The organism is Paracoccus angustae, from assembly GCF_042648745.1.
Lineage (GTDB): Bacteria > Pseudomonadota > Alphaproteobacteria > Rhodobacterales > Rhodobacteraceae > Paracoccus > Paracoccus angustae.
In genome coordinates, this window is sequence record NZ_JBHRXY010000042.1 from 1 (window position 1) to 18,503 (window position 18,503).

An 18,503-nucleotide genomic window follows, 5' to 3' on the forward strand; every position below is an offset into this window, starting at 1 on the left:
GGGGAAGGGTCACATGGGTCAAATCTCAATGGAAATTATGGGCCTGCCTGGGTCACTTCTGGGTGGAAATCAACACCCTGGCCGCTTTCAGGTGTCATTGCCCCGCAGGACGTGGTGTGATGATGGCGCTGCCGGGAAATGGCTCCGATCCAGCTTCATGAGCGGGCAGGAAACCTGAGCCGGTCCAGAGGAAGAGAACGAACGGTCTGATGAACAGGGGTGCAACAAAGGGCATGAAGCCCCGCGTTTGGAGGCAGTGGCTCGCGAGCGCATTGCTGTTTGTGGCTTTCGCCGCCCTTGCTCTGCAGGCCGGAACCCATTCTCTGCTGACAGAACACATGATTCATACCACGCCGACCGTCGCCCTGGAGCAAGGCTGCGATCACTCCCATGCGGCTGCAAAATGTGTCCAGCCGATCCCGGAAGATCTGGACGCATCTGGCAGCGCCGTGCCAGCTTCGCAGGGTGATTGCTGCAATCAGCTCTGCACGATCATTGCCCTTCTGCCTGAAGGCGCACGGGCGAATCCGCCGCCTAGTGGTGAGGCCTGTCTCGGCGTCATGGCGGACCGCCTGGGGCAGACACCCGAAGATATTCTGCGGCCGCCTCGTTCATCCATCGCTGCGTGAAGGCGTTCCGGGGCTGATAGGTCCACGCCGTCCGGCGGTTTCGACCGGCAGACCGGCAACGCCATCCAACCATCAACGATTATCGGGACCGCGCGTCCGCTGTGTGGCGGTGCCTCCCGTCAGCATGGATGAACAGCAATGAAACGAACTGTAATCGCCCTTTCCGTTGGACTCGCAGCAGGGCTGCCCGCTGTTGCCCTGGCCCAGGCCGGGCATGATGCCCACCACCCTGCTCAGGCGCAGGAACAGGCCATACCACCCGCCACTCCGACGATGCCGATGCCGGGCATGCCGGAGCAGTGCCGGACCATGATGCAGGCCATGCCTGCCGAGTGCATGAGCGCCATGCAGCAGATGATGCAGGGCGGGATGATGCACGGTGCGACCGATGCACCGAAGGCCGCCGGAATGGAAGCAGCCGACGGGAACGCCCCAGAGTTCACCCGCGACTATGTGGATGCCATGGACGCCATGCACGGGCCAATGATGGAAGGCGTCATGGCTGATGACCCCGACACGGCCTTCGTGCGGGGCATGATCCCGCATCATCAGGGCGCAATCGACATGGCGCGGATCGTGCAGCAACACGGCGATGATCCGCAAACCAAGGCATGGGCCGAGCAGATCATCGCGGCGCAGGAGCGCGAGATTGCCGAGATGGAAGCCTGGCTGAAGGAGAAGGGCAGCCCTGAGGGCATCGACTTCGGCCAGACCGGCGGCACCGTCTGGTCCGCCGACGAAGGCGGCAGCTCGATCAGCGCCCTCGACCTCGGCACCGGGACCGTGACCACGACGCCGATCCCCGTGGCACCCCATAACGTCGATCTGACGTCGGACGGGCGCTTCCTGCTGGCGGTCGGCACTCCGGCTTCCGGTGATCATGGCTCGGAAGGGCATGGCCACGACGGGGACGCCGCAGGACTCCTGATAATGCTCGATCCACAGGACCTCTCGAAGCCTGCTGTCACGGTCGAGGTCGGTGCCCACCCGGCCCACATCGTCGCCGATACGCAGGGTCGCGCCTATGCGTCCCTTTCGGGCGCGGACGAGGTCGCAGTGGTCGATCTCGCGAACGCATCGGTGGTCGAGCGCATCGAGACCGGAGCTTATCCGCACGGAATGCGGCTCAGCCCGGACGGGACCGAGCTCTACGTCGCCAATGTCGAGGACGGGTCGGTTTCGGTCATCGACACGGCCAGCCTCACCGAGGCGGCACGCATCCCGGTGGGCACGACGCCGGTTCAGGTCGGCTTCACCCCTGATGGCAGCCGGGTCTATGTCTCGCTGCGCGACGAGAACCGCGTGGCAGTGATCGACACCGCCACGCGCGAGGTCACAGACAGGATCGAGGTCGGTCCCAACCCGATCCAGGTAATCGCAACCCCCGACGGCAGGCAGGTTTATGTCGCCAACCAGGGGACCGAGGTCGCGCCCAACGATACCGTGTCGGTGATCGACACGGCGACCGGTGAAGTTGCCAAGACGCTGAAAACCGGCCTTGGCGCGCATGGCGTGTCGGCCTCTGCAAACGGCGCCTTCGTGTTCGTGACCAACATCGCGGACGACAGCGTCTCGGTCATCGACGTTGCGCGCCAGGAGGTCGTCGGATCGGTGCCGGTGGGCGACCGCCCGAACGGCATCGTCCACGGGTCGTCGAACTGACCGGATCGCAGAAGCTGGCGCCGAATTCAGGCGCCAGTCCGATCAAGGCCACCTCACCAAACTTAGCCTCTCCGGCACTGCTCGGGCGGCTCTTCCTTCGCGCGAGCCAATCAGAGGAATGACATCATGCGAACTGTTCTTCTCGCGGCGATTGCCGCGATCACCACAGGCGGTGCCTGGTGGCTCTGGGGCCAATCCGATGCCGGAAGGCCGGCTGAAGAGGGCCAGGCTCTTGCCCTCGTGACCATGCCTTCCACGCTGTCACCCGAAGCCAAATCCGGTCAGCAGGTCTTCGCCGCCAGTTGCGCATCCTGCCACGGCACCGATGCCGAGGGGCGGGCGGGGATCGCGCCACCGCTCATCCACAAGATCTACGAACCGAGCCACCACGGCGACATGGCTTTCGTCCTGGCAGCACGCAACGGGGTGCGTGCCCATCACTGGCCGTTCGGAAACATGGCTCCGGTACCGGGGCTCACGGACACGGACCTGGCCGGTATCATCCGTTTCGTGCGCGAGGTTCAGGTTGCGAACGGCATCCGGTAAACCGCTGATCCTTGGCAACCTGGCCGTGATCGAGGGCGTGTCCCGGCTGCAGCATTGCCGCATACTTGGCCGGCGTACACGTGGCATCCTTCAGGGCAAGGGAGGACTGGAATGAACATCTCTGAAGCCGCCCGCGCGTCGGGTCTCACCTCCAAGACGATCCGCTATTATGAGGACATCGGTCTTGTGGCCCCGCAGCGCGGGTTGAACGGCTATCGCTATTTCAGCCCTGCTGATGTTCACCGATTGCGCTTCCTCAGCCGTGCGCGACGGCTCGACTTTTCGCTGCAGGACTGCCGCGACCTTCTGATGCTGAATGAAGACACGAGCCGCAGCAGCGCCGACGTGCGCGAGATCGCCGCGCGCCATCTCGCCCAGGTCGACGAAAGGCTGGCTGATCTGTCGCAACTGCGTATTGCCTTGCAGCACCTTGTTCAGAGCTGTGCGGGCGATGGGCAGCCGGATTGCTCGATACTCGATGCACTCGCAGGAGATTGCACTGCTCCGAGCCGGGCCTAGCCGCCATTTCGTTCGGCCTGGATAGCGCGTATCCGGTCAGGCCAGGTCGACTTGATGAAGCCGAGGATGGCGGCGATGTCGCCGTCCGTCAGGATCTCGCCAAAAGCTGGCATGCCGGATGTCATGGACACGCCCATGTCATCCAGAACAGCCTGCCCGCCCCGGCGGATGTAGTCGGTCAGCATGGCATCATCGTGGTGCCAGGTGTGGCCCGATGCGTCATGGGGCGGGGCAGGGAGAACGCCGCTTTCGTCAGCAACCTGCCAGTCGGGCTGACCTTCGAGTTGGGCGCCGTGGCACGCCGCGCAATGTTGGGCATAAAGCGCGGCCCCTCGCTGGGTCCGGGCTGAAATGCTGTAGCTCCATCCTGCCCAGATGGCGATGCAAACAAGCCCCACGGAAAGCAGCGATGCAGTTGCAAAGAAAAGGGCAGACGAACGGCTTCCAGTCATGTCCGCCAGATTGTGGAAATTCATATGCAGGTCAACGTCAGGAAGTCGTCGGCGGCCTTGACCTTCCAGTGCTGGAAGCTCCCATCTGTTCAGGCATGAGAAGAACCAAGGAAGGTGTCATGCGTCTCCATCTCCCAAACATGAGCTGCGGCGGCTGCGCCCGCAGCGTCACTCGCGCCATCCAGTCGGTCGATGAGAATGCTGCAATCGTCATTGATCAGAACCGCCGTGAGGTCGAGCTGACCAGCGATCTGCCGCGCGAGCGCTTTGCGTCCGCCCTTGCTGCAGCAGGCTTCCCCGTGGTGCCGACAGCCAGCTGACAGCCCACATTCCGATATTTCAACCCGGCGGAGCATCGCCTCCGCCGGGCGGCTTCAAGACGAAACCGGTACAGGTTCACCCCCGATGCTAGGCGCGGCACAGCTCAGACTTGCTCAAGAAAACCCCAGCGTTGCTGCTGCCAGAACAAGGTAGCGGCCAATTTTCGAGACGCTGACAAGGAGCAGGAACACCCAGAAGGACTCGCGAAGCGCTCCTGCGACAACAGTCAGCGGGTCGCCGATGATCGGCACCCAAGCCAGCAGCAGCGACCATCTGCCATAGTGGCGATACCAGTTCTCCGCTCGTGCCAGGGCGGTCGGACTTGCCGGGAACCAGCGTCTGGTGCGCAACCGTTCAATCCCCCGCCCGAGGAACCAGTTGACTACGGAGCCTAATACATTGCCGACGCTGGCAATAGCCAGCACCAGCCATGGTGGGTGATCGGTCAGCAGAAGGCCGACAACCAGGATCTCGGATTGGGCGGGGAGCAGAGTCGCTGCGGTGAAGGCTGCCAGAAACAGGCCACCATAAACGGCAAGATCAATCATGATCCCCCGTCAGGCGCGCCGGCCCGACCACTTCCGATGCAGGGTCGTCGATGGAGAGGCCGATCTCCATCAGCATCACCTCGAAGCTGTGCAGCTCGCCACGATGGCTGAAGACCCCCCTCATTGTCGAAAGGGGCGCCCGTTGTAACGCTCCGCCACGCCCTTCTTCCTCGGTTGCGGCAACGAACAGGATAACCGCCCGCAGATCGACAAGGCGTCGGATGAGCTAGGGACAGGCAATGCGGATGGTCTTGGGCCGGACGTGCGTGAGCCAAACCATGCGTTCCTGTGCACCCCAGGGTGGCAGGGTCACGGGGAGCCCCTTCCATCGTTCTTCCTCACTCAGGCGGCGCGCTCGACTTCGATTGTAAGATGCGAGAGGTCGTGGATATGGGAGAGCTTGGCGCGATAAGCAGCAGGCTCCAGCGGCTCCCTGGACCGGATGGCGACAATCGCGCCGTGGTGGCCGGGCCCAAGCTGCCAGACATGCAGATCGGTTACCTGATCCGAGCCTGTTTCGAGGGCAGTGCGGATCTCGTCCGGTAGATCCTCATCCTCCGGTACGTAATCGAGCAAGACCCGGCCCGTGTCGCGGATCAGCCCCCAGGACCAGCGGGCGATCACTGCCGCGCCGACAATGCCCATCATGGGGTCCAGCCAGTTCCAACCATACAGGCTGCCAAGCGTCAGGGCTGCAATGGCCAGCACAGAGGTCAGAGCATCGGCCAGGACATGCAAGTAGGCGGCACGCAAATTGTTGTCGGTCGCATGCTCATGATGATGCCCGTGATCATGGGAATGGTGGGCATGTCCATGGCTGTGGCCATGATGGTGATGAGCGTGGTCATCGCGCAGCAGCCAGGCGCAGATCAGATTGACGATCAGACCCACCACGGCCACGGAAATCGCTTGGCGGAAACTGATTGCGACCGGGCTGTAGAACCGCATCAGGCTTTCCCAGCCGATCAGCAGCGCGACCAACGCGAGGACTACCGCACTCGCGAAGCCCGCCAGATCTCCCATCTTGCCTGTGCCGAAGGTGAAACGTTCATTGCGGGCGTTGCGGCGGGCATAGCGATAGGCAAGTGCGGCTATCAGCATGGCCCCCGCATGGGTCGACATGTGCCAGCCGTCGGCAATCAGCGCCATCGAGCCGAAGATACTGCCGGCGGTGATCTCGACCACCATCATCGCGGCGGTAATGGCTATGACCAGCCAGGTCCGGCGTTCGTTCCGCTCGTGATTGTCGCCGAGATAAACATGCTCATGCGGACTGGCCAGGCGCGAGGCGTTGATGTTCATTTGAGATAGGTCCTGATGATGTCGATCAACTCGCCCGCGGCCGCTCCGCGCCCGGCATCCTCGTCCCGGTGAGGATCGGAGATATGCTCTCGGATGTGGTCCTCGATCAGCTCTGCCGTCAGGCCGCCGACCGCACCGCGAATGGAAGCGACCAGGTTCAGGACCTCGCCGCAGGGCGCGTCAGCCTCCAAGGACCGCTCGACAGCCTCAATCTGCCCCTTCAGGCGGCGGACGCGGGCCAGAAGCTTGGCTTTGTGCTTTGTTGTATGACTCATAGAATAGGGGGTTACCCTATTTTATAAAGAGCACAAAGCTGTTTTCTGCGTTGCGCTTACGATTGCAGTTCCTGACTGGCTTGGTCTGCTGCCTCGTAGCAGGATATGGGAACACTGGCCCCAATTCGTCTGCAATATTGCAAGTGAGACGTCATGACCCTGTGCTGACTGACCGCAGTTGCGGCAGAGGCACATCCAACCGCACGCGTGTCAGCGTCAGGACATCACCGTCCCGTCCGCAGGTCAGACGAACCCGCCACTGAGGGGATTGGAACGTCAGGCGGAACTTCCCACCGTCCTTTCCTTCGCCTCGTTCCACCGTGCTCCTGATCTTCCCGGAGCGCATGAGATCCTGAAAGCTGGCCACATCGAGGTCCAGCAGAGGTGCGATCTCGGCCGCCTCGACGATGGGACGATCCTGGTCGAACGCGATCCTTGTGGCAAAGCCGTGGCTCATGCCGTTGCTCCTTTCTTCTAAATCGTCAAGTGTTCGTCGGTGGGGCCGAAGAACTCGTAGTGGATGCGGTCGGCAGGGATACCCACATCCTTCAGGCCGACAACGAAGTGCCGCAGAAAGGGACGGGGGCCGCAGAGATAAACCTCGGCGTCGTCCAAGGGCGTGTTGGCCCGGAGCCAGTTGATGGTGATCCGGCCCGGCTTGGCCCTGTCGTCGGCGCCGCTCTCGTAGAACGTTTCGACCAGGACATTGCCATGCCGGGCGGCTGCAAGCCGCACCTGTGCGTCGAGGGCATGATGCGCCGGGCTGCTGGTTCCGTGGACATAAAAGACGGGCACATCGCGATGCTGTTCTGCCAGCACCTCCAGCATGCTGACGACAGGCGTCAGGCCGACGCCGCCCGACAGCAGGATCAGCGGACGTTGCGGGTCTTTGGCAAGATGGAAGTCCCCGGCAGGCGGCGTGGCCTCGAGGATGGTGCCGACAGGCGCGCGATCATGCAGGAAGCACGACGCCTCTCCCTCCGGCTCCCGCTTCACGGTGATCCGGTAACACTCGTCGCTCGGAATACTGGAGATGGAATAGTTCCGCTTGACGCCCGGAAGTCCGGCCTCGTCAAAGCGCAGCGTCAGGTATTGCCCCGGCCGGTGCGGGACAACAAGGCCACCCTCCTCGGGTCGCAAGATGAATGAGACGATCCCTTCCGCCTCGACCTTCCGTTCCGCCACCACGAAGCGGCGCCAGTCGATCCAGCCTCCGGGCTTCGCTTCGATTTCCGTGCGGATGGCGGCTTCGCGTTCGATCAGAAGGTCAGCCAGGAACCAATAGGCCTCGCCCCATGCCTGCAAAAGGTCCGGTGTCGCCGCATCGCCAAGAACCTCTTCCATGGCGCCAAGCAGAGCTTCGGCCACAAAGGGATAATGCTCTGGCAGGATCGCATAGCCGATGTGCTTCTGGGCGATCCGCTCAACCGCTCCACCAAGAACGGACAGGTTTTCGATGTTCTGGGCATAGGCCAGCACGGCCTGCGCCAAGGCAAGGCGCTGCGTACCCTTCTTCTGATTGGCCTGGTTGAACAGCGCAGCAATGTCTTCGTTGCGGAACAGGCGGCGGTACATCGTCTCTGTAATGATGGGACCATGCTGTTCCAGCGCGGGCACCGTCGCCTTCACGACGGCGATGGTTTGTTGCGACAGGGGACGCGGCATGAGGCTCTCCTAATCATGTATTTCTGGTGCATCTATAGATCTATATACATGCAGATGGAATACATCTAATGTAGAAAGAGGTGGTCGCAGGAATTCGGACCAGTTGCTAAGCTCTGGCGATTGACGAAGGACTGATCCGCATGACGAAACGGAAGCGCTATTCGGCGGAGTTCAAGGCGAAGGTGGCTCTTGAAGCCATTCGCGAGGAGCTGACGACGGCTGAACTGGCCAAGAAGTATGACATCCACCCCACCATGATCACGGGCTGGAAGAGAACTGCGATCGAGAACATGGCCTCGGCCTTTGACACCAAGAGTGCTGCTGAGCCGACGATTTCCGCGGGTGAGGTCGAGAAGCTGCATGCCAAGATCGGCCAGCTGGTTGTGGAGCGGGATTTTTGTCCGCAGCCTCCAGTCTCATTCTCGGCACTGGAGGCAAAAAGCGGTGAAGCAGGATCATCCTGATCTCAGCGTCCGGCGGCAATGCAGCCTGCTGTCACTGGCGCGCTCCGGCCTTTATTACCAGCCACGTGGCGAAAGCGCCGAGAACCTGAAGTTCATGGAGATCATCGACCGGCAGTTCCTGGAGACGCCATGGTATGGCTCACGGCAAATGGCCCGTCATATGCAGCGAGAGGGGCATCGCTGCGGACGGCATCGAGTCCGGCGGCTGATGAGGCTGATGCGTCTGGTGCCGATCTACCAAGAGCCCAAGACCAGCAAGAAACATCCAGAGAACAAGATTTACCCCTATCTGCTCAAGGGTCTGGCCATTACCCGGCCCAATCAGGTCTGGTGCACCGATATCAGCTACATCCCCATGCGCCGGGGGTTCCTGTATCTGGTGGCCATCATGGACTGGCATAGCCGCAAGGTGCTCAGCTGGCGGCTGTCGAATTCCATGGATGCGAGCTTTTGCGTCGAGGCCCTGAAGGAGGCACTGGCCCGCTATGGCACGCCTGGGATTTTCAACAGCGATCAGGGCTCGCAATTCACCAGCACCGAGTTCACCCAGGTGCTGCTCGACGCCAAGGTGAAGATCTCCATGGACGGCCGTGGCCGCTGGATCGACAACCGGATGATCGAAAGGCTGTGGCGTTCCCTCAAATACGAATGCGTCTACCTGAACGCCTTTGAGACCGGTTCCGAGGCCCGCAGGGGGATCGGCGCCTGGATCAGCTATTACAACGAAAAACGTCCGCACTCATCGCATGGATTGCTGACGCCCGCTGAGGCCTATGATACCGCCAACCAGAACCTGAAAGCCGCTGCCTGACATGAAACCCATGCCCGAGCTTAGCGAGGCGGCAAACTGGTCGAAAATCCCGGACCACCTCTGAAAGATGAAGTTGACCCGCTACACCGACTATGCGCTGCGTGCGCTGATCTACCTCGCCGGCCATGACGGTGGGCGGGTGTCGATCCGGCAGATCGCGGAAGCACATGGCATTTCGCAGAACCACTTGATGAAGATCATTCAGGACTTGGGTGCTGCTGGCTTCGTCAAGACCACCAGGGGACGTTACGGTGGACTGGCGCTGGCCCGACCGGCTGCGGACATCACTATTGGTCAGGTTGTTCGGCATACTGAACGCGACAATGGCCTCGTCGATTGCAGCACCTGCCGGATCGCCGAAGGATGCAGCCTGCCAGACGTCTTTTCCGAAGCCAGGGAAGCTTTCATGGCCGTGCTGGACAAGTGCCGCCTGTCGGATGCCGCACGCACCCCGGATGCCTTTCGGCATCTGTTCGTGGCTTGACCCGGCAATCTCGACGGACGTCTTGACCGGCGGCACTTCGTTTGCCTTTCCGCTTTTCATCCTGATCAGCGCTCGTCCAGCTGAATGACCCCAGGCCGCGTTCCTACCTTCCCAGCTGCGCTTTATCGCTCGTACTACCCTCTGATTGTCCTCTTTTCAGTCCGCAACAGGTTGAACAAACGGCATCTTTTCCTGTTTGTCGCACCGCAAACCGGTCGTTTCGATCAACAGGAGCAAGGGCGTGTTCACCGCATCAGCATACCGGGAGCGGCAAGGTCTCCTCGTCCTCTGCGACCTGACGGAGCACCGAAACAGGGATTGCACCATTCAGAACGGTTCGTCCGATCACAAGGCCTGGGGTGCCGATGAACCCAAAAAGATCGGCCAAGGCTCGCGTTTGATCGAGCTCGGCCTGAATCTCGGGTGAGGCCATATCCTTTGCAAGCTGTTCGACATCAAGGCCAAGGCCGGACGCCACACTCAACACTGAGGACGTGTCGGCTACGAGCGGCGTTCGCATGAAGCGGCGCCTCAGGTCCTGCTGTCTGCCCTGCCGTGCGGCCGCCACCGAAGCGCGGGCGGCAAGTTCAGATGCCGGTCCGAAGATCGGAAGTTCGTGCTGCACCAGCCGATAGGCGTCCCCGCGATCAGCCAGCAGCTTGTCCAGATCCCTTTCAAGCGTTCGGCAGAAGGGGCAGCGAAACTCGCCAAAATAGGCGATCGGGATGACATCCGCCGGAAGGTCGGTGCCAAAGAGGGCAGGGCAGGGGTCGGCGCGCATGGCTTCCATTCGGGCGCGGCGCACCTCAGCATCATCAGAGGGTCCATCGAGGCCAATCAGTGCAAAGCTTGCAGAGGAAGTTTGCCCCTCGGATTTCAGGCGGCGGAATGGCGGCACGTCTTCAATCTCGACATAGGCAAGCCCGCGGCCAGTCAGCCGCTGCCAGGGGAGCGCACGCAAGCCATAGATCGCGGAGACAATGCCCCCGAAAATCAAAACATCACGCCGCCGGATTGTCATAACGCGGTCACCGGAGTTCCTACCGGGATCTCTTCGTAGAGCTGGACCACGTGGTGGTTCAGCATCGGGATGCAGCCCCCCGCCACTGATTGCTTAATCGTCCAGGGTTCGGTTGCGCAATGGATGCGGAAATATGTGGCCTGCCATAAGCCCAAACCGCACAACCAACTCCAAGCCGTCTTGAACTTCCGCACTGGCACCTAAGGCTGCATGGGGGATGAGGTTGCATATTCGGTCAGCCCCGGTCGTCTGTGTCCGAACGAATGAAAAACCCAGTCACAGCTCTTCCTGCCACAAGCAGGAACCTGTCCGCTGACTTGGCGACCATTGACCGCGCTCTCGGCGTCTTCTGCATCGGGTCTGTCGGTTGACCATCGATACGAACTTCGTAGTGCAGGTTCGGCCCGCTGACGAGGCCGGTCGCACCAACAGATCCGATCCGATCTCCCGCATTCACCTCTGATCCTTCGGCAAGGCCAGAGGCAAAGCGGGACAGATGCGCATAGCGAGTGACAACGCCACCCCCATGGTCGATATCAATCGTTCGTCCATATCCTCGCATGGTGCCGGCAAAGATCACCTGGCCAGTACCGGTCGTCATCACTGGGGTCCCGGTTTCTGCTGCATAATCGACCCCGGTATGCAGGCGCTGCACGCCCAGAACCGGGTGCCGCCGCTTGCCGAAGACAGAAGACAGGCGTGCACCCAGGACGGGGCGGGTCGTTTGCTGTACCGGCGTTCCATCTTTGAACAGGATGAAGGGACGGTCCGCTGGGCCTGCCACCAATTCAAAGGTATTTTCGCCCAACTCAAGCCGGGCATAGGATAGTGCAGGCTCGGCCATCATCGTTCCATCCGGCAGGGCACTTTCCTGCCAGATCAGCGCCATCCGTTCTTTTCCTTCAAGATCGCGACGAAAATCGACTTGCCCGGCTAACAGCGCGGCAAGATCGACGGCAAAGCTTTCGGGCGCATTGTGTGCGGCAAGCGTCTCATAGAGCGAGCCACCAATCTCAAAGGTTTCGCGGCGATCGCGACGTTGAACCTCAGTCTTGACCAGAGCAGCTTCAAGCGGCTTGTTGAAATCGAGAACAATGTCGATCCCCTCAAGTGTCAGGAGCGACAGGTGTTCCAGACGGGCAGGATCATTCGCCGACACGCTCCACCTCAGCACCTGGCCCGGACTGAGGGTAGACAGGTCGAACACATCGTCGATGGCCAGGGCCGCTTCAATGCGGGTGCTGGCGGCTATTCCGGCATCAGACAGGATCCTGTCCAGCGTATCCCCAGGCACCACCTCGTGCCGCGCCACGACGACCGTTGATCCTGGCCGGATTGCGGTTTCGGTGAGGGTCTGGGCGTGCAGGGGTGTTGTTGCCGCCACGGCGCCAACGAGAAGCAAGGTTCGCAAGATCATCAACTCTGATATCCGTCAGGTGGAGAAAACGCTGCTTTGGCTGCAGGATCACATGCAGGCAGCGTGAGTAGTCCAGTTTAAAGAGAAAGAAAACGCGCAAGAATGATCCCGACCAAGGTTGCCAGCAGGCCGAATGCGATTGCATGGCCACAAGCATACTGGATCATGTCCAGTCGGTTTCCTCCCAGCTTCCGGGCTCGGACGATGCCACGCAAGGCACCCAGCACGGCCGCGATGATCGTCAGCATCGGCCTGATCGTTGTTTAGAGGGGAGCATGCCTTCATCCTGCTTGCTGGAGCCAATGAAGGCCTTCTGCGACCTCAAGCAGCTAGAGGTTCAAGCCGAATAGCAGCAGATCACGCCCTTGTCATACTATCGACCGCAGCGTAAGCCTCGCAAAGCCCACGAGTATTTGCCGAAGAGCAAGCTGCGACTTTGACAAGAGCATTGAGATAGTCGAGTTGATTCCACAGGAAAAAGTAAGCGCATTGCTGTTTCACGGTGCATCGGCGGGCATTGGATGCGAGCCTCCGGCCACAGGAAGGGCGTTGTCGTTAGCGAGGTGATCGGTAATGCAATGCGCGTGATCGCTCAGCACTTCGATTACCCGGCAATCCGATATGGTGTCACCGGCACATTGCACCACCATACGCTGCAGTTCGGTTTTCAAGGCCATAAGCCGCGCAAGGCGGCTCTCAACCTCGGCAAGCTGCGCCCGTGCAATGGCGTCTGCAGCGGCGCAGGGCTGATCGGGATTGTCCGACAGGCTGAGCAGATCGCGGATTGCCTCCAGCGAAAAACCAAGCTCGCGGGAATGACGGATGAAGCGTAGCCGTTCCAGGGCCTTCTGGTCGTAGAAGCGCTGATTGCCGCCGCTCCGCTTTGGCTCAGGCAACAAGCTGATTTGCTCGTAATAGCGGATCGTTGGGACCTTGACGCCGGTCGCCGCACTCAGCTTTCCGATCGATAGCATGAAAAACCCCTTGAAGCTCTAGTTGCTGGAGCAGTTATGTTCCCGATTCGATGAATGCAAGCGGGCACCACCCGCGGGAGTTTCGACATGACGGATCAGGGCAAGCGGGAATGGGTAGTCAGCGGCATGGATTGCGCGGCCTGCACGACAAAGGTGACGCGCGCGGTCGAGCGCCTGCCCGGCGTCAGCGCGGTGCGGGTTGCCTTGATGTCGGAACGGCTGAGCCTGAACCTCGAACCCGAAATGACCCAGCCAGAAGAGATCGAGGCTGTGGTGCGCAAGCTGGGCTTCGGCATTGCGCCGAAGGGCCACGACGCTCCACGCAAGAAGGCCTTTGTCTTGCCACAAGCTTCCGAGGCCCTTCAGACGCCTGGGCCTTCGATAAAGGGGGCCTGCGCGACGGGTTGCTGTCCGCCTGCCTCCCTGCCTGACGACGCGACCGACGATCCCAACTACAGTGACGCAGCGCACAGCCATGACAATCCTGCAGAGCGTGGCAAGCCCTGGTTTCAGACGGCCAAGGGACGGCTGGTCATCCTGACCGGCTTGCTGCTGGCCGTAGCCTGGATCTTCGAGTTGCTGACCTCGGCCGAGGCAGGCTACTGGGCCTTTCTGGCCGCCTGCCTGATCGGCGTGGCGCCTGTCGCCAAGCGGGCCTACGAGGCGACGCGCATGGGCCAGCCTTTCACCATCGAAAGTTTGATGACCATTGCAGCCGTCGGAGCCCTGATCATCGGCGCAGCCGAGGAAGCAGCCCTTGTGGTCTTTCTGTTCGCGATCGGCGAGGTGCTGGAAGGTGTGGCCGCCAACAAGGCACGTAACGGTATTCGTGCGCTGGCCAATCTGGTGCCCAAGACGGCGCTGCTGGAAAGTGGCGGCCGCACGCGCGAAGTGCCCGCCGACAGTCTCGGGATCGGCCAGATCGTCGTTGTGCGGCCCGGAGACCGCATGCCCGCGGATGGCGAGATCGTCGAGGGCAGCAGCGGCATTGATGAAAGCCCCGTCACCGGGGAAAGCGTGCCGCGCAGCAAGGGGCCGGGCGAGTCGGTCTTCGCAGGGTCGATCAATACCGAGGCTGTGCTGCGCGTCCGCGTCACCAAAGAGCCGTCGGACAACACCATTGCGCGCATTATCCGCCTGGTCGAAGAGGCCGAAGAGGCCCGTGCCCCTACCGAACGCTTCATCGACCGCTTCAGTCGCTGGTATATGCCCGCCATTGTCGTCGTGGCGGCACTTGTCATCATCGTGCCACCGCTTGCCTTTGGCGCGGATTGGAACACTTGGGTATATCGCGGGCTGGCGCTTCTGCTGATCGGCTGTCCCTGCGCCCTCGTCATCTCGGTCCCCGCCTCGATCGCTTCGGCCTTGTCCTCGGGGGCCAAGCGAGGGCTGCTGATGAAAGGCGGCGCGGTGATCGAAGGGGCGGCGAACATCCGCCACGTCGCGTTCGACAAGACCGGGACGCTGACGGTGGGCAGGCCTGTAGTCACGCGCGTCCTGCCCGCCGTGGGCGTGGCCGAGGCCGAACTGCTAGCCGTGGCGGCGACGGTCGAGGCAGGCTCCAGCCACCCGCTGGCCCAGGCAATCCTGCGCAAGGCGCAAGAAAGCGGCGTCGCGCTGCTGCCCTCGCAAGATGCAAAGGCGCTACCCGGCATGGGCGTTCAGGCCTTGGTGGACGGGGCAATGGCGTGGGTTGCATCGCCACGTTACGCCTCCGACATGGCAGCGATCGACGGCCCTGCGATCCACCAGGCAACTGAACTGGAAGCCCAGGGCATGACCGTGGTGGCCGTGTTTCGTGAAAGGGAGGCGCTTGGCATGATCGCCATGCGCGACGAACCTCGAATGGACGCGGCCGAGGCGATACGGCAGCTCAAGGCCATGGGCGTTTCGGCGGTCATGCTGACAGGGGACAATCCACGGACAGCCGCGGCCATAGCAGGCAGCCTTGGCCTGAATCACCAGGCGGAGATGATGCCCGAAGACAAGCTGGTGGCGATCCGCGAGGCTGCGGCCGACGGCGGCGTGATGATGATCGGCGATGGCATCAATGACGCTCCGGCCTTGAAGCAGGCCAGCATCGGCGTCGCCATGGGATCGGGAACCGATGTGGCGTTGGAGACGGCGGATGCGGCGATCCTGCGCGACCGCGTGACCGATGTGCCGGCACTGATCCGTCTTTCCCGCGCCACCATGGGCAACATCCGCCAGAACGTCACATTGGCTTTGGGGCTGAAGGCGGTGTTTCTTGTGACCTCTGTCCTGGGGATCACAGGGTTGTGGATTGCGATCCTGGCCGATACCGGCGCTACGGTTCTGGTGACGCTGAACGCGCTCAGGCTTCTCGGCTATAACCCCGAGCGTGAAAGCTCATGATGGCGGGCTTCAGCTGGTCTGCCCTATCCATCCTGACTGCCTACTTGCTGCTGTTTTTCTGGGGCACGGCAGAGACAGGACGCGTCAACGGGCAGACCGCATGGCTGATGGGTCGAACCATAGGCCGGGATCGATGGGCGGCGTTTGGCTTCAGGTTGGCGTTCGCGTGCAGCTTGGCCGGTCCACTGGTCTGGTTGATCTGGCCCGTCCTTCGCGAGCTTGATCCGTTCTGGCTTGAAAGTGGCGGGGCAGGGCTGCGGCTCCCCGGCATATTTGTCGCAGCACTTGGCGCGATGATTGCCTTTGCCGCACAAATGTCCATGGGAGCGTCCTGGCGGGTGGGCGTTATCGGGTCAGAGGTGGGGGCATTGGTGACGGGCGGGTTGTTCCGAGTCAGCCGCAATCCGACCTTTGTGGGGCAGTTTCTGCTTTTAGCGGGTGTAGCCCTGGTAATTCCTGCAGTGCCTACCTTTGTTGCGCCCTTGCTGTTTCTTGCGGCCGCGAAAGCGCAAATCTCGTCCGAAGAGGGGATGCTGCACAGCATCCATGGCAGCGCCTACGACGAGTGGGCCCGGCAGGTGCCACGCTGGGTCAGCTTGCGCCTGGTCAGAGGAAACTGATGCGACTGGAAACGACCCTGATCCTGGCGTTTCTCGCCGACCAGACCAGCAAGGCCGCGGCATTGATCTGGTTGCAGCTTGGCGTTCCCCTGCCGGTATTTTCCGGCTTTTCGCTGACATTGGGCTTCAACACCGGCGCAAGCTTCGGACTCTTCTCAGAGCGCATGGCCAACGCGCCGTTAGCAATGGCAGCATTCACCGGCATTCTTACCGCAATGTTCTGGCTGTTTGCCTTGAAAGGCAAGACGGCGATGGAGCGGCATGGCTTTGCGCTGATTGTCGGTGGCGCCATCGGCAATATCATCGATCGCTTGCGGCAAGGCGCGGTGACTGATTTTCTGGATTTCTCGTGGAAGACTTCGCACTGGCCTGCCTTCAATCTCGCCGATGTCGCCATCACCTGCGGTGCGGCGCTCGTTCTTTGTGCAACGATCTTGAGACCTCGCATCAGCACAGTCCGTCACTGACACTCACCACATGCTCAAAGGGGCAGCTTGACCAGTAAGGGCGAAAGGATCAATCTCAGTTGCAGATGATATTCACTTGCAACTGGTGCCGCTCATGGAATCATCCTCCCACGGCTGGCGCGAAGCCGCCCATGAACCCTCCTTGTCCGACGTCTTCCGTTCGATTGCTGTTCCGCAGGGACGATCAGGCCTGCGGCGCTTCTTGGCCTTTGTCGGTCCGGGCTATCTGGTTGCCGTCGGCTATATGGATCCGGGCAATTGGGCTACCTCGCTCGCTGGTGGCGCGAAGTTTGGCTACACGCTGCTGTTCGTTGCGCTTTTGTCAAACATCATGGCGATCCTGTTGCAATCGCTTTGCGCACGATTGGCCATCGCGTCGGGCCGCGACCTGGCGCAAGCCTGCCACGATGCTTTTCCCCGCTATGTCTCGTTGCCGCTTTGGGTCTTGGCCGAGGCGGCCATTATCGCCACGGACCTGGCCGAAGTGATCGGCACGGCCATCGGCCTGAACCTGCTGTTCGGCATTCCGTTGGAGATCGGCATCTTCATCACCGCGGCGGACGTGTTCCTGATCCTGTGGCTGCAAAATCGCGGCTTTCGCTGGGTGGAAGCCTTTGTCATCGCCTTGCTGGCGGTGATCGCAGGGTGCTTTCTGGTCCAGATCGCCATGGCCGATCCCAACTGGAACGCGGTGATCCGGGGCTTTGCTCCCTCGGTCGAGATCGTGACCAATCCCCAGATGCTGTACATTGCCTTGGGCATCATCGGGGCCACGGTCATGCCTCACAACCTTTACCTGCATTCGGGCATTGTGCAGACCCGTGCCTTCGGGGCAGATCCCCGACAAAAGCGGCATGCCTTGCGGCTTGCCACATGGGATTCGACCATTGCACTGATGTTTGCGCTTTGCGTCAACGCCTCGATCCTGATCCTTGCCGCCGCCACCTTCCACAGCACGGGCAATACAGAGATCGTCGAGATCGACCAGGCTCACGCCCTGTTGTCACCTCTGCTGGGCGGGACCGTCGCGCCGACCTTGTTCGGGATCGCGCTGCTCTGCTGCGGTTTGAATGCCACCATTACTGCCACCATGTCCGGGCAGATCGTGATGGAGGGTTTCATCCGCTGGCGGATCAGCCCCGTGTTGCGGCGGCTGATCACACGGGTTTTCGCGATCGTGCCGGCGATGGTGGTGATCCTGCTTTGGGGAAGCGAGGGCACGGGCCAGTTGCTGATCCTCAGTCAGGTCATCCTGAGCTTCCAACTTCCCTTTGCCATCGTTCCGCTGGTGATGTTTACCGCCAGCCGCCCGAAGATGGGCGATCTGGTGGCGCCACGATGGCTGACCATGGCCTGCGCCGTGGTCGCAGCCACGATCATCGTGCTGAACATCAACCTTCTCTACAGCGTCTTCCTGGCCTGACAAAGCCGTGAACGGCCAAAGTTCTGCTTGAACCTCAAGTTGCTAGAGGTGCTAGGCCGGGCTGGGGCAAAACAGCACGAACGGTGATTGATGACGCTGCAACCACTTGGAAAAGCGCGTGGCCGATTGAACGCCATAGTGCTTGCCACCGTCGTGGCCGGGGCCAACGTGTCGCTGACGGCTCTGCACTCGCTGGACCGTCGGGAACTAACCCATGGCTGACACTGCATCGTCCCGATCCGAAGCACTGCTTCTTTTTGCCTTTCTGATCGCCTTGGGCGCAACCCTGGGCGCGCTGTTCATCGGCGAGGTGCTGGGGCAGATGCCCTGTGTGCTGTGCTGGTATCAACGGATCGCCATGTTCCCGCTGGTCCCTATCCTGGCCATTGGCCTGTGGCGCGAAGAGGGAGCGGTCAGGCTTTACGCGCTGCCGCTGGTGCTGGCGGGACTGAGCTATGGCTGAAAATGGGTGATGGGGCCTGAGAAGGCGGCGTATCGTGGCGGGTGTGTGAGCCTGCCAGAACCTC

23 protein-coding genes are annotated in these 18,503 nt (G+C 61.5%); 12 read left to right on the forward strand and 11 right to left on the reverse strand.

Translation table 11 applies throughout. The annotated features are described in order from the left end of the window. The first annotated feature begins 233 nt into the window (after positions 1–233). From ACFOM8_RS20285 to cueR, 4 genes are all read left to right on the forward strand, one after another. Entirely contained in the window at positions 234–629 is a 396-nt protein-coding gene (locus ACFOM8_RS20285) for a hypothetical protein (RefSeq protein WP_377764122.1), read from the forward strand. 309 nt (positions 630–938) lie between these two features. After that, positions 939–2,291 (forward strand): CopM family metallochaperone, encoded by a 1,353-nt coding sequence (copM, locus tag ACFOM8_RS20290; RefSeq protein ID WP_377764123.1) that lies wholly within the window; start codon positions 939–941, stop codon positions 2,289–2,291. Between the two features lie 126 nt (positions 2,292–2,417). Then, positions 2,418–2,837 carry a c-type cytochrome gene (locus ACFOM8_RS20295; protein WP_377764125.1) on the forward strand — a complete coding sequence of 140 codons (420 nt, stop codon included), beginning with the start codon at positions 2,418–2,420 and terminating at the stop codon, positions 2,835–2,837. Between the two features lie 111 nt (positions 2,838–2,948). Next, a complete protein-coding gene (gene cueR / locus ACFOM8_RS20300) occupies positions 2,949–3,356 on the forward strand; it encodes a Cu(I)-responsive transcriptional regulator (RefSeq protein ID WP_377764126.1) in 408 nt (135 codons plus the stop codon). On the opposite strand, the gene ACFOM8_RS20305 is transcribed toward cueR, so the two are convergent. Beyond that, positions 3,353–3,832 (reverse strand): c-type cytochrome, encoded by a 480-nt coding sequence (locus ACFOM8_RS20305; RefSeq protein WP_377764127.1) that lies wholly within the window; start codon positions 3,830–3,832, stop codon positions 3,353–3,355. The two genes, cueR and ACFOM8_RS20305, sit on opposite strands and share 4 nt — an antisense overlap. A gap of 95 nt (positions 3,833–3,927) precedes the next feature. Here ACFOM8_RS20305 and ACFOM8_RS20310 point away from each other — a divergent pair, with 95 nt between their 5' ends. Further along, positions 3,928–4,128: a heavy-metal-associated domain-containing protein gene (locus ACFOM8_RS20310; protein ID WP_103174625.1), complete on the forward strand. Its 201-nt coding sequence runs from the start codon at positions 3,928–3,930 to the stop codon at positions 4,126–4,128. A 114-nt stretch (positions 4,129–4,242) separates the two neighbouring features. On the opposite strand, the gene ACFOM8_RS20315 is transcribed toward ACFOM8_RS20310, so the two are convergent. From ACFOM8_RS20315 to hmpA, 6 genes are all read right to left on the reverse strand, one after another. Beyond that, entirely contained in the window at positions 4,243–4,677 is a 435-nt protein-coding gene (locus ACFOM8_RS20315) for a YqaA family protein (protein WP_377764129.1), read from the reverse strand. Next, positions 4,670–4,801, reverse strand: a complete 132-nt coding sequence (locus tag ACFOM8_RS20320; protein ID WP_377764130.1) for a hypothetical protein — start codon at positions 4,799–4,801, stop codon at positions 4,670–4,672. Before ACFOM8_RS20320 ends, ACFOM8_RS20315 begins: the two co-directional genes overlap by 8 nt. A gap of 218 nt (positions 4,802–5,019) precedes the next feature. Next, on the reverse strand, positions 5,020–5,979 hold the full coding sequence (gene dmeF, locus ACFOM8_RS20325; RefSeq protein WP_377764132.1) for a CDF family Co(II)/Ni(II) efflux transporter DmeF: 960 nt from the start codon (positions 5,977–5,979) through the stop codon (positions 5,020–5,022). Beyond that, positions 5,976–6,254, reverse strand: coding sequence for a metal/formaldehyde-sensitive transcriptional repressor (locus tag ACFOM8_RS20330; protein ID WP_377764133.1), 279 nt, complete (start codon positions 6,252–6,254; stop codon positions 5,976–5,978). The genes dmeF and ACFOM8_RS20330 overlap by 4 nt, the downstream gene beginning before the upstream one ends. A 151-nt stretch (positions 6,255–6,405) precedes the next feature. Further along, positions 6,406–6,711 (reverse strand): DUF6522 family protein, encoded by a 306-nt coding sequence (locus ACFOM8_RS20335; protein ID WP_377764135.1) that lies wholly within the window; start codon positions 6,709–6,711, stop codon positions 6,406–6,408. Between the two features lie 17 nt (positions 6,712–6,728). After that, positions 6,729–7,919: an NO-inducible flavohemoprotein gene (gene hmpA / locus ACFOM8_RS20340; protein ID WP_377764136.1), complete on the reverse strand. Its 1,191-nt coding sequence runs from the start codon at positions 7,917–7,919 to the stop codon at positions 6,729–6,731. 140 nt (positions 7,920–8,059) lie between these two features. Here hmpA and ACFOM8_RS20345 point away from each other — a divergent pair. Further along, positions 8,060–9,194, forward strand: a protein-coding gene (locus tag ACFOM8_RS20345; protein WP_377764138.1) for an IS3 family transposase whose coding sequence is annotated in 2 segments (ribosomal slippage) — positions 8,060–8,316 and positions 8,315–9,194 — 1,137 coding nt in all. Because the reading frame shifts where the segments join, the coding sequence is not laid out codon by codon here. 67 nt (positions 9,195–9,261) lie between these two features. Further along, positions 9,262–9,678 carry an RrF2 family transcriptional regulator gene (locus tag ACFOM8_RS20350; protein WP_377764139.1) on the forward strand — a complete coding sequence of 139 codons (417 nt, stop codon included), beginning with the start codon at positions 9,262–9,264 and terminating at the stop codon, positions 9,676–9,678. Between the two features lie 253 nt (positions 9,679–9,931). Here the strand turns inward: ACFOM8_RS20350 and ACFOM8_RS20355 are convergent, their stop codons facing one another. From ACFOM8_RS20355 to ACFOM8_RS20370, 4 genes are all read right to left on the reverse strand, one after another. Further along, complete coding sequence (locus ACFOM8_RS20355) at positions 9,932–10,699, reverse strand: DsbA family protein (protein ID WP_377764140.1); 768 nt, start codon at positions 10,697–10,699, stop codon at positions 9,932–9,934. A gap of 235 nt (positions 10,700–10,934) precedes the next feature. Then, a complete protein-coding gene (locus ACFOM8_RS20360) occupies positions 10,935–12,116 on the reverse strand; it encodes a M23 family metallopeptidase (protein WP_377764142.1) in 1,182 nt (393 codons plus the stop codon). Positions 12,117–12,193: 77 nt separating this feature from the next. Next, on the reverse strand, positions 12,194–12,364 hold the full coding sequence (locus tag ACFOM8_RS20365) for a hypothetical protein (RefSeq protein WP_377764143.1): 171 nt from the start codon (positions 12,362–12,364) through the stop codon (positions 12,194–12,196). Positions 12,365–12,613: 249 nt separating this feature from the next. Then, positions 12,614–13,090 (reverse strand): MerR family transcriptional regulator, encoded by a 477-nt coding sequence (locus ACFOM8_RS20370; RefSeq protein WP_377764144.1) that lies wholly within the window; start codon positions 13,088–13,090, stop codon positions 12,614–12,616. Positions 13,091–13,177: 87 nt separating this feature from the next. On the opposite strand from ACFOM8_RS20370, the gene ACFOM8_RS20375 reads away from it, so the two are divergent. The 5 genes from ACFOM8_RS20375 to ACFOM8_RS20395 all read left to right on the forward strand — a co-directional run bounded on the left by ACFOM8_RS20375 (position 13,178) and on the right by ACFOM8_RS20395 (position 18,439). Further along, positions 13,178–15,466, forward strand: coding sequence for a heavy metal translocating P-type ATPase (locus tag ACFOM8_RS20375; RefSeq protein ID WP_377764146.1), 2,289 nt, complete (start codon positions 13,178–13,180; stop codon positions 15,464–15,466). Then, positions 15,463–16,086: a methyltransferase family protein gene (locus ACFOM8_RS20380; RefSeq protein WP_377764147.1), complete on the forward strand. Its 624-nt coding sequence runs from the start codon at positions 15,463–15,465 to the stop codon at positions 16,084–16,086. The genes ACFOM8_RS20375 and ACFOM8_RS20380 overlap by 4 nt, the downstream gene beginning before the upstream one ends. After that, the gene (lspA, locus tag ACFOM8_RS20385; RefSeq protein WP_377764149.1) at positions 16,086–16,553 is read left to right on the forward strand and encodes a signal peptidase II; all 468 of its coding nucleotides are present in this window, start codon (positions 16,086–16,088) and stop codon (positions 16,551–16,553) included. The genes ACFOM8_RS20380 and lspA overlap by 1 nt, the downstream gene beginning before the upstream one ends. Positions 16,554–16,647: 94 nt before the next feature. Next, a complete protein-coding gene (locus ACFOM8_RS20390; protein ID WP_377764151.1) occupies positions 16,648–17,976 on the forward strand; it encodes an Nramp family divalent metal transporter in 1,329 nt (442 codons plus the stop codon). A 214-nt stretch (positions 17,977–18,190) separates the two neighbouring features. Then, complete coding sequence (locus ACFOM8_RS20395; protein ID WP_377764152.1) at positions 18,191–18,439, forward strand: disulfide bond formation protein B; 249 nt, start codon at positions 18,191–18,193, stop codon at positions 18,437–18,439. Positions 18,440–18,503: the final 64 nt, after the last annotated feature.

Bases quoted from the DNA above. Each gene is read 5' to 3' on its own strand.
- copM (WP_377764123.1), top strand. From the start codon at position 939: ATGATGCAGGCCATGCCTGCCGAGTGCATGAGCGCCATGCAGCAGATG.
- lspA (WP_377764149.1), top strand. From the start codon at position 16,086: ATGCGACTGGAAACGACCCTGATCCTGGCGTTTCTCGCCGACCAGACC.
- ACFOM8_RS20375 (WP_377764146.1), top strand. From the start codon at position 13,178: ATGACGGATCAGGGCAAGCGGGAATGGGTAGTCAGCGGCATGGATTGC.
- ACFOM8_RS20360 (WP_377764142.1), bottom strand. From the start codon at position 12,116: ATGATCTTGCGAACCTTGCTTCTCGTTGGCGCCGTGGCGGCAACAACA.
- ACFOM8_RS20335 (WP_377764135.1), bottom strand. From the start codon at position 6,711: ATGAGCCACGGCTTTGCCACAAGGATCGCGTTCGACCAGGATCGTCCC.
- ACFOM8_RS20310 (WP_103174625.1), top strand. From the start codon at position 3,928: ATGCGTCTCCATCTCCCAAACATGAGCTGCGGCGGCTGCGCCCGCAGC.
- ACFOM8_RS20305 (WP_377764127.1), bottom strand. From the start codon at position 3,832: ATGAATTTCCACAATCTGGCGGACATGACTGGAAGCCGTTCGTCTGCC.
- ACFOM8_RS20370 (WP_377764144.1), bottom strand. From the start codon at position 13,090: ATGCTATCGATCGGAAAGCTGAGTGCGGCGACCGGCGTCAAGGTCCCA.
- dmeF (WP_377764132.1), bottom strand. From the start codon at position 5,979: ATGAACATCAACGCCTCGCGCCTGGCCAGTCCGCATGAGCATGTTTAT.
- ACFOM8_RS20315 (WP_377764129.1), bottom strand. From the start codon at position 4,677: ATGATTGATCTTGCCGTTTATGGTGGCCTGTTTCTGGCAGCCTTCACC.
- ACFOM8_RS20390 (WP_377764151.1), top strand. From the start codon at position 16,648: ATGGAATCATCCTCCCACGGCTGGCGCGAAGCCGCCCATGAACCCTCC.
- ACFOM8_RS20380 (WP_377764147.1), top strand. From the start codon at position 15,463: ATGATGGCGGGCTTCAGCTGGTCTGCCCTATCCATCCTGACTGCCTAC.
- ACFOM8_RS20350 (WP_377764139.1), top strand. From the start codon at position 9,262: ATGAAGTTGACCCGCTACACCGACTATGCGCTGCGTGCGCTGATCTAC.
- cueR (WP_377764126.1), top strand. From the start codon at position 2,949: ATGAACATCTCTGAAGCCGCCCGCGCGTCGGGTCTCACCTCCAAGACG.
- ACFOM8_RS20395 (WP_377764152.1), top strand. From the start codon at position 18,191: ATGGCTGACACTGCATCGTCCCGATCCGAAGCACTGCTTCTTTTTGCC.
- ACFOM8_RS20295 (WP_377764125.1), top strand. From the start codon at position 2,418: ATGCGAACTGTTCTTCTCGCGGCGATTGCCGCGATCACCACAGGCGGT.
- hmpA (WP_377764136.1), bottom strand. From the start codon at position 7,919: ATGCCGCGTCCCCTGTCGCAACAAACCATCGCCGTCGTGAAGGCGACG.
- ACFOM8_RS20285 (WP_377764122.1), top strand. From the start codon at position 234: ATGAAGCCCCGCGTTTGGAGGCAGTGGCTCGCGAGCGCATTGCTGTTT.
- ACFOM8_RS20355 (WP_377764140.1), bottom strand. From the start codon at position 10,699: ATGACAATCCGGCGGCGTGATGTTTTGATTTTCGGGGGCATTGTCTCC.
- ACFOM8_RS20330 (WP_377764133.1), bottom strand. From the start codon at position 6,254: ATGAGTCATACAACAAAGCACAAAGCCAAGCTTCTGGCCCGCGTCCGC.
- ACFOM8_RS20365 (WP_377764143.1), bottom strand. From the start codon at position 12,364: ATGCTGACGATCATCGCGGCCGTGCTGGGTGCCTTGCGTGGCATCGTC.
- ACFOM8_RS20320 (WP_377764130.1), bottom strand. From the start codon at position 4,801: ATGAGGGGGGTCTTCAGCCATCGTGGCGAGCTGCACAGCTTCGAGGTG.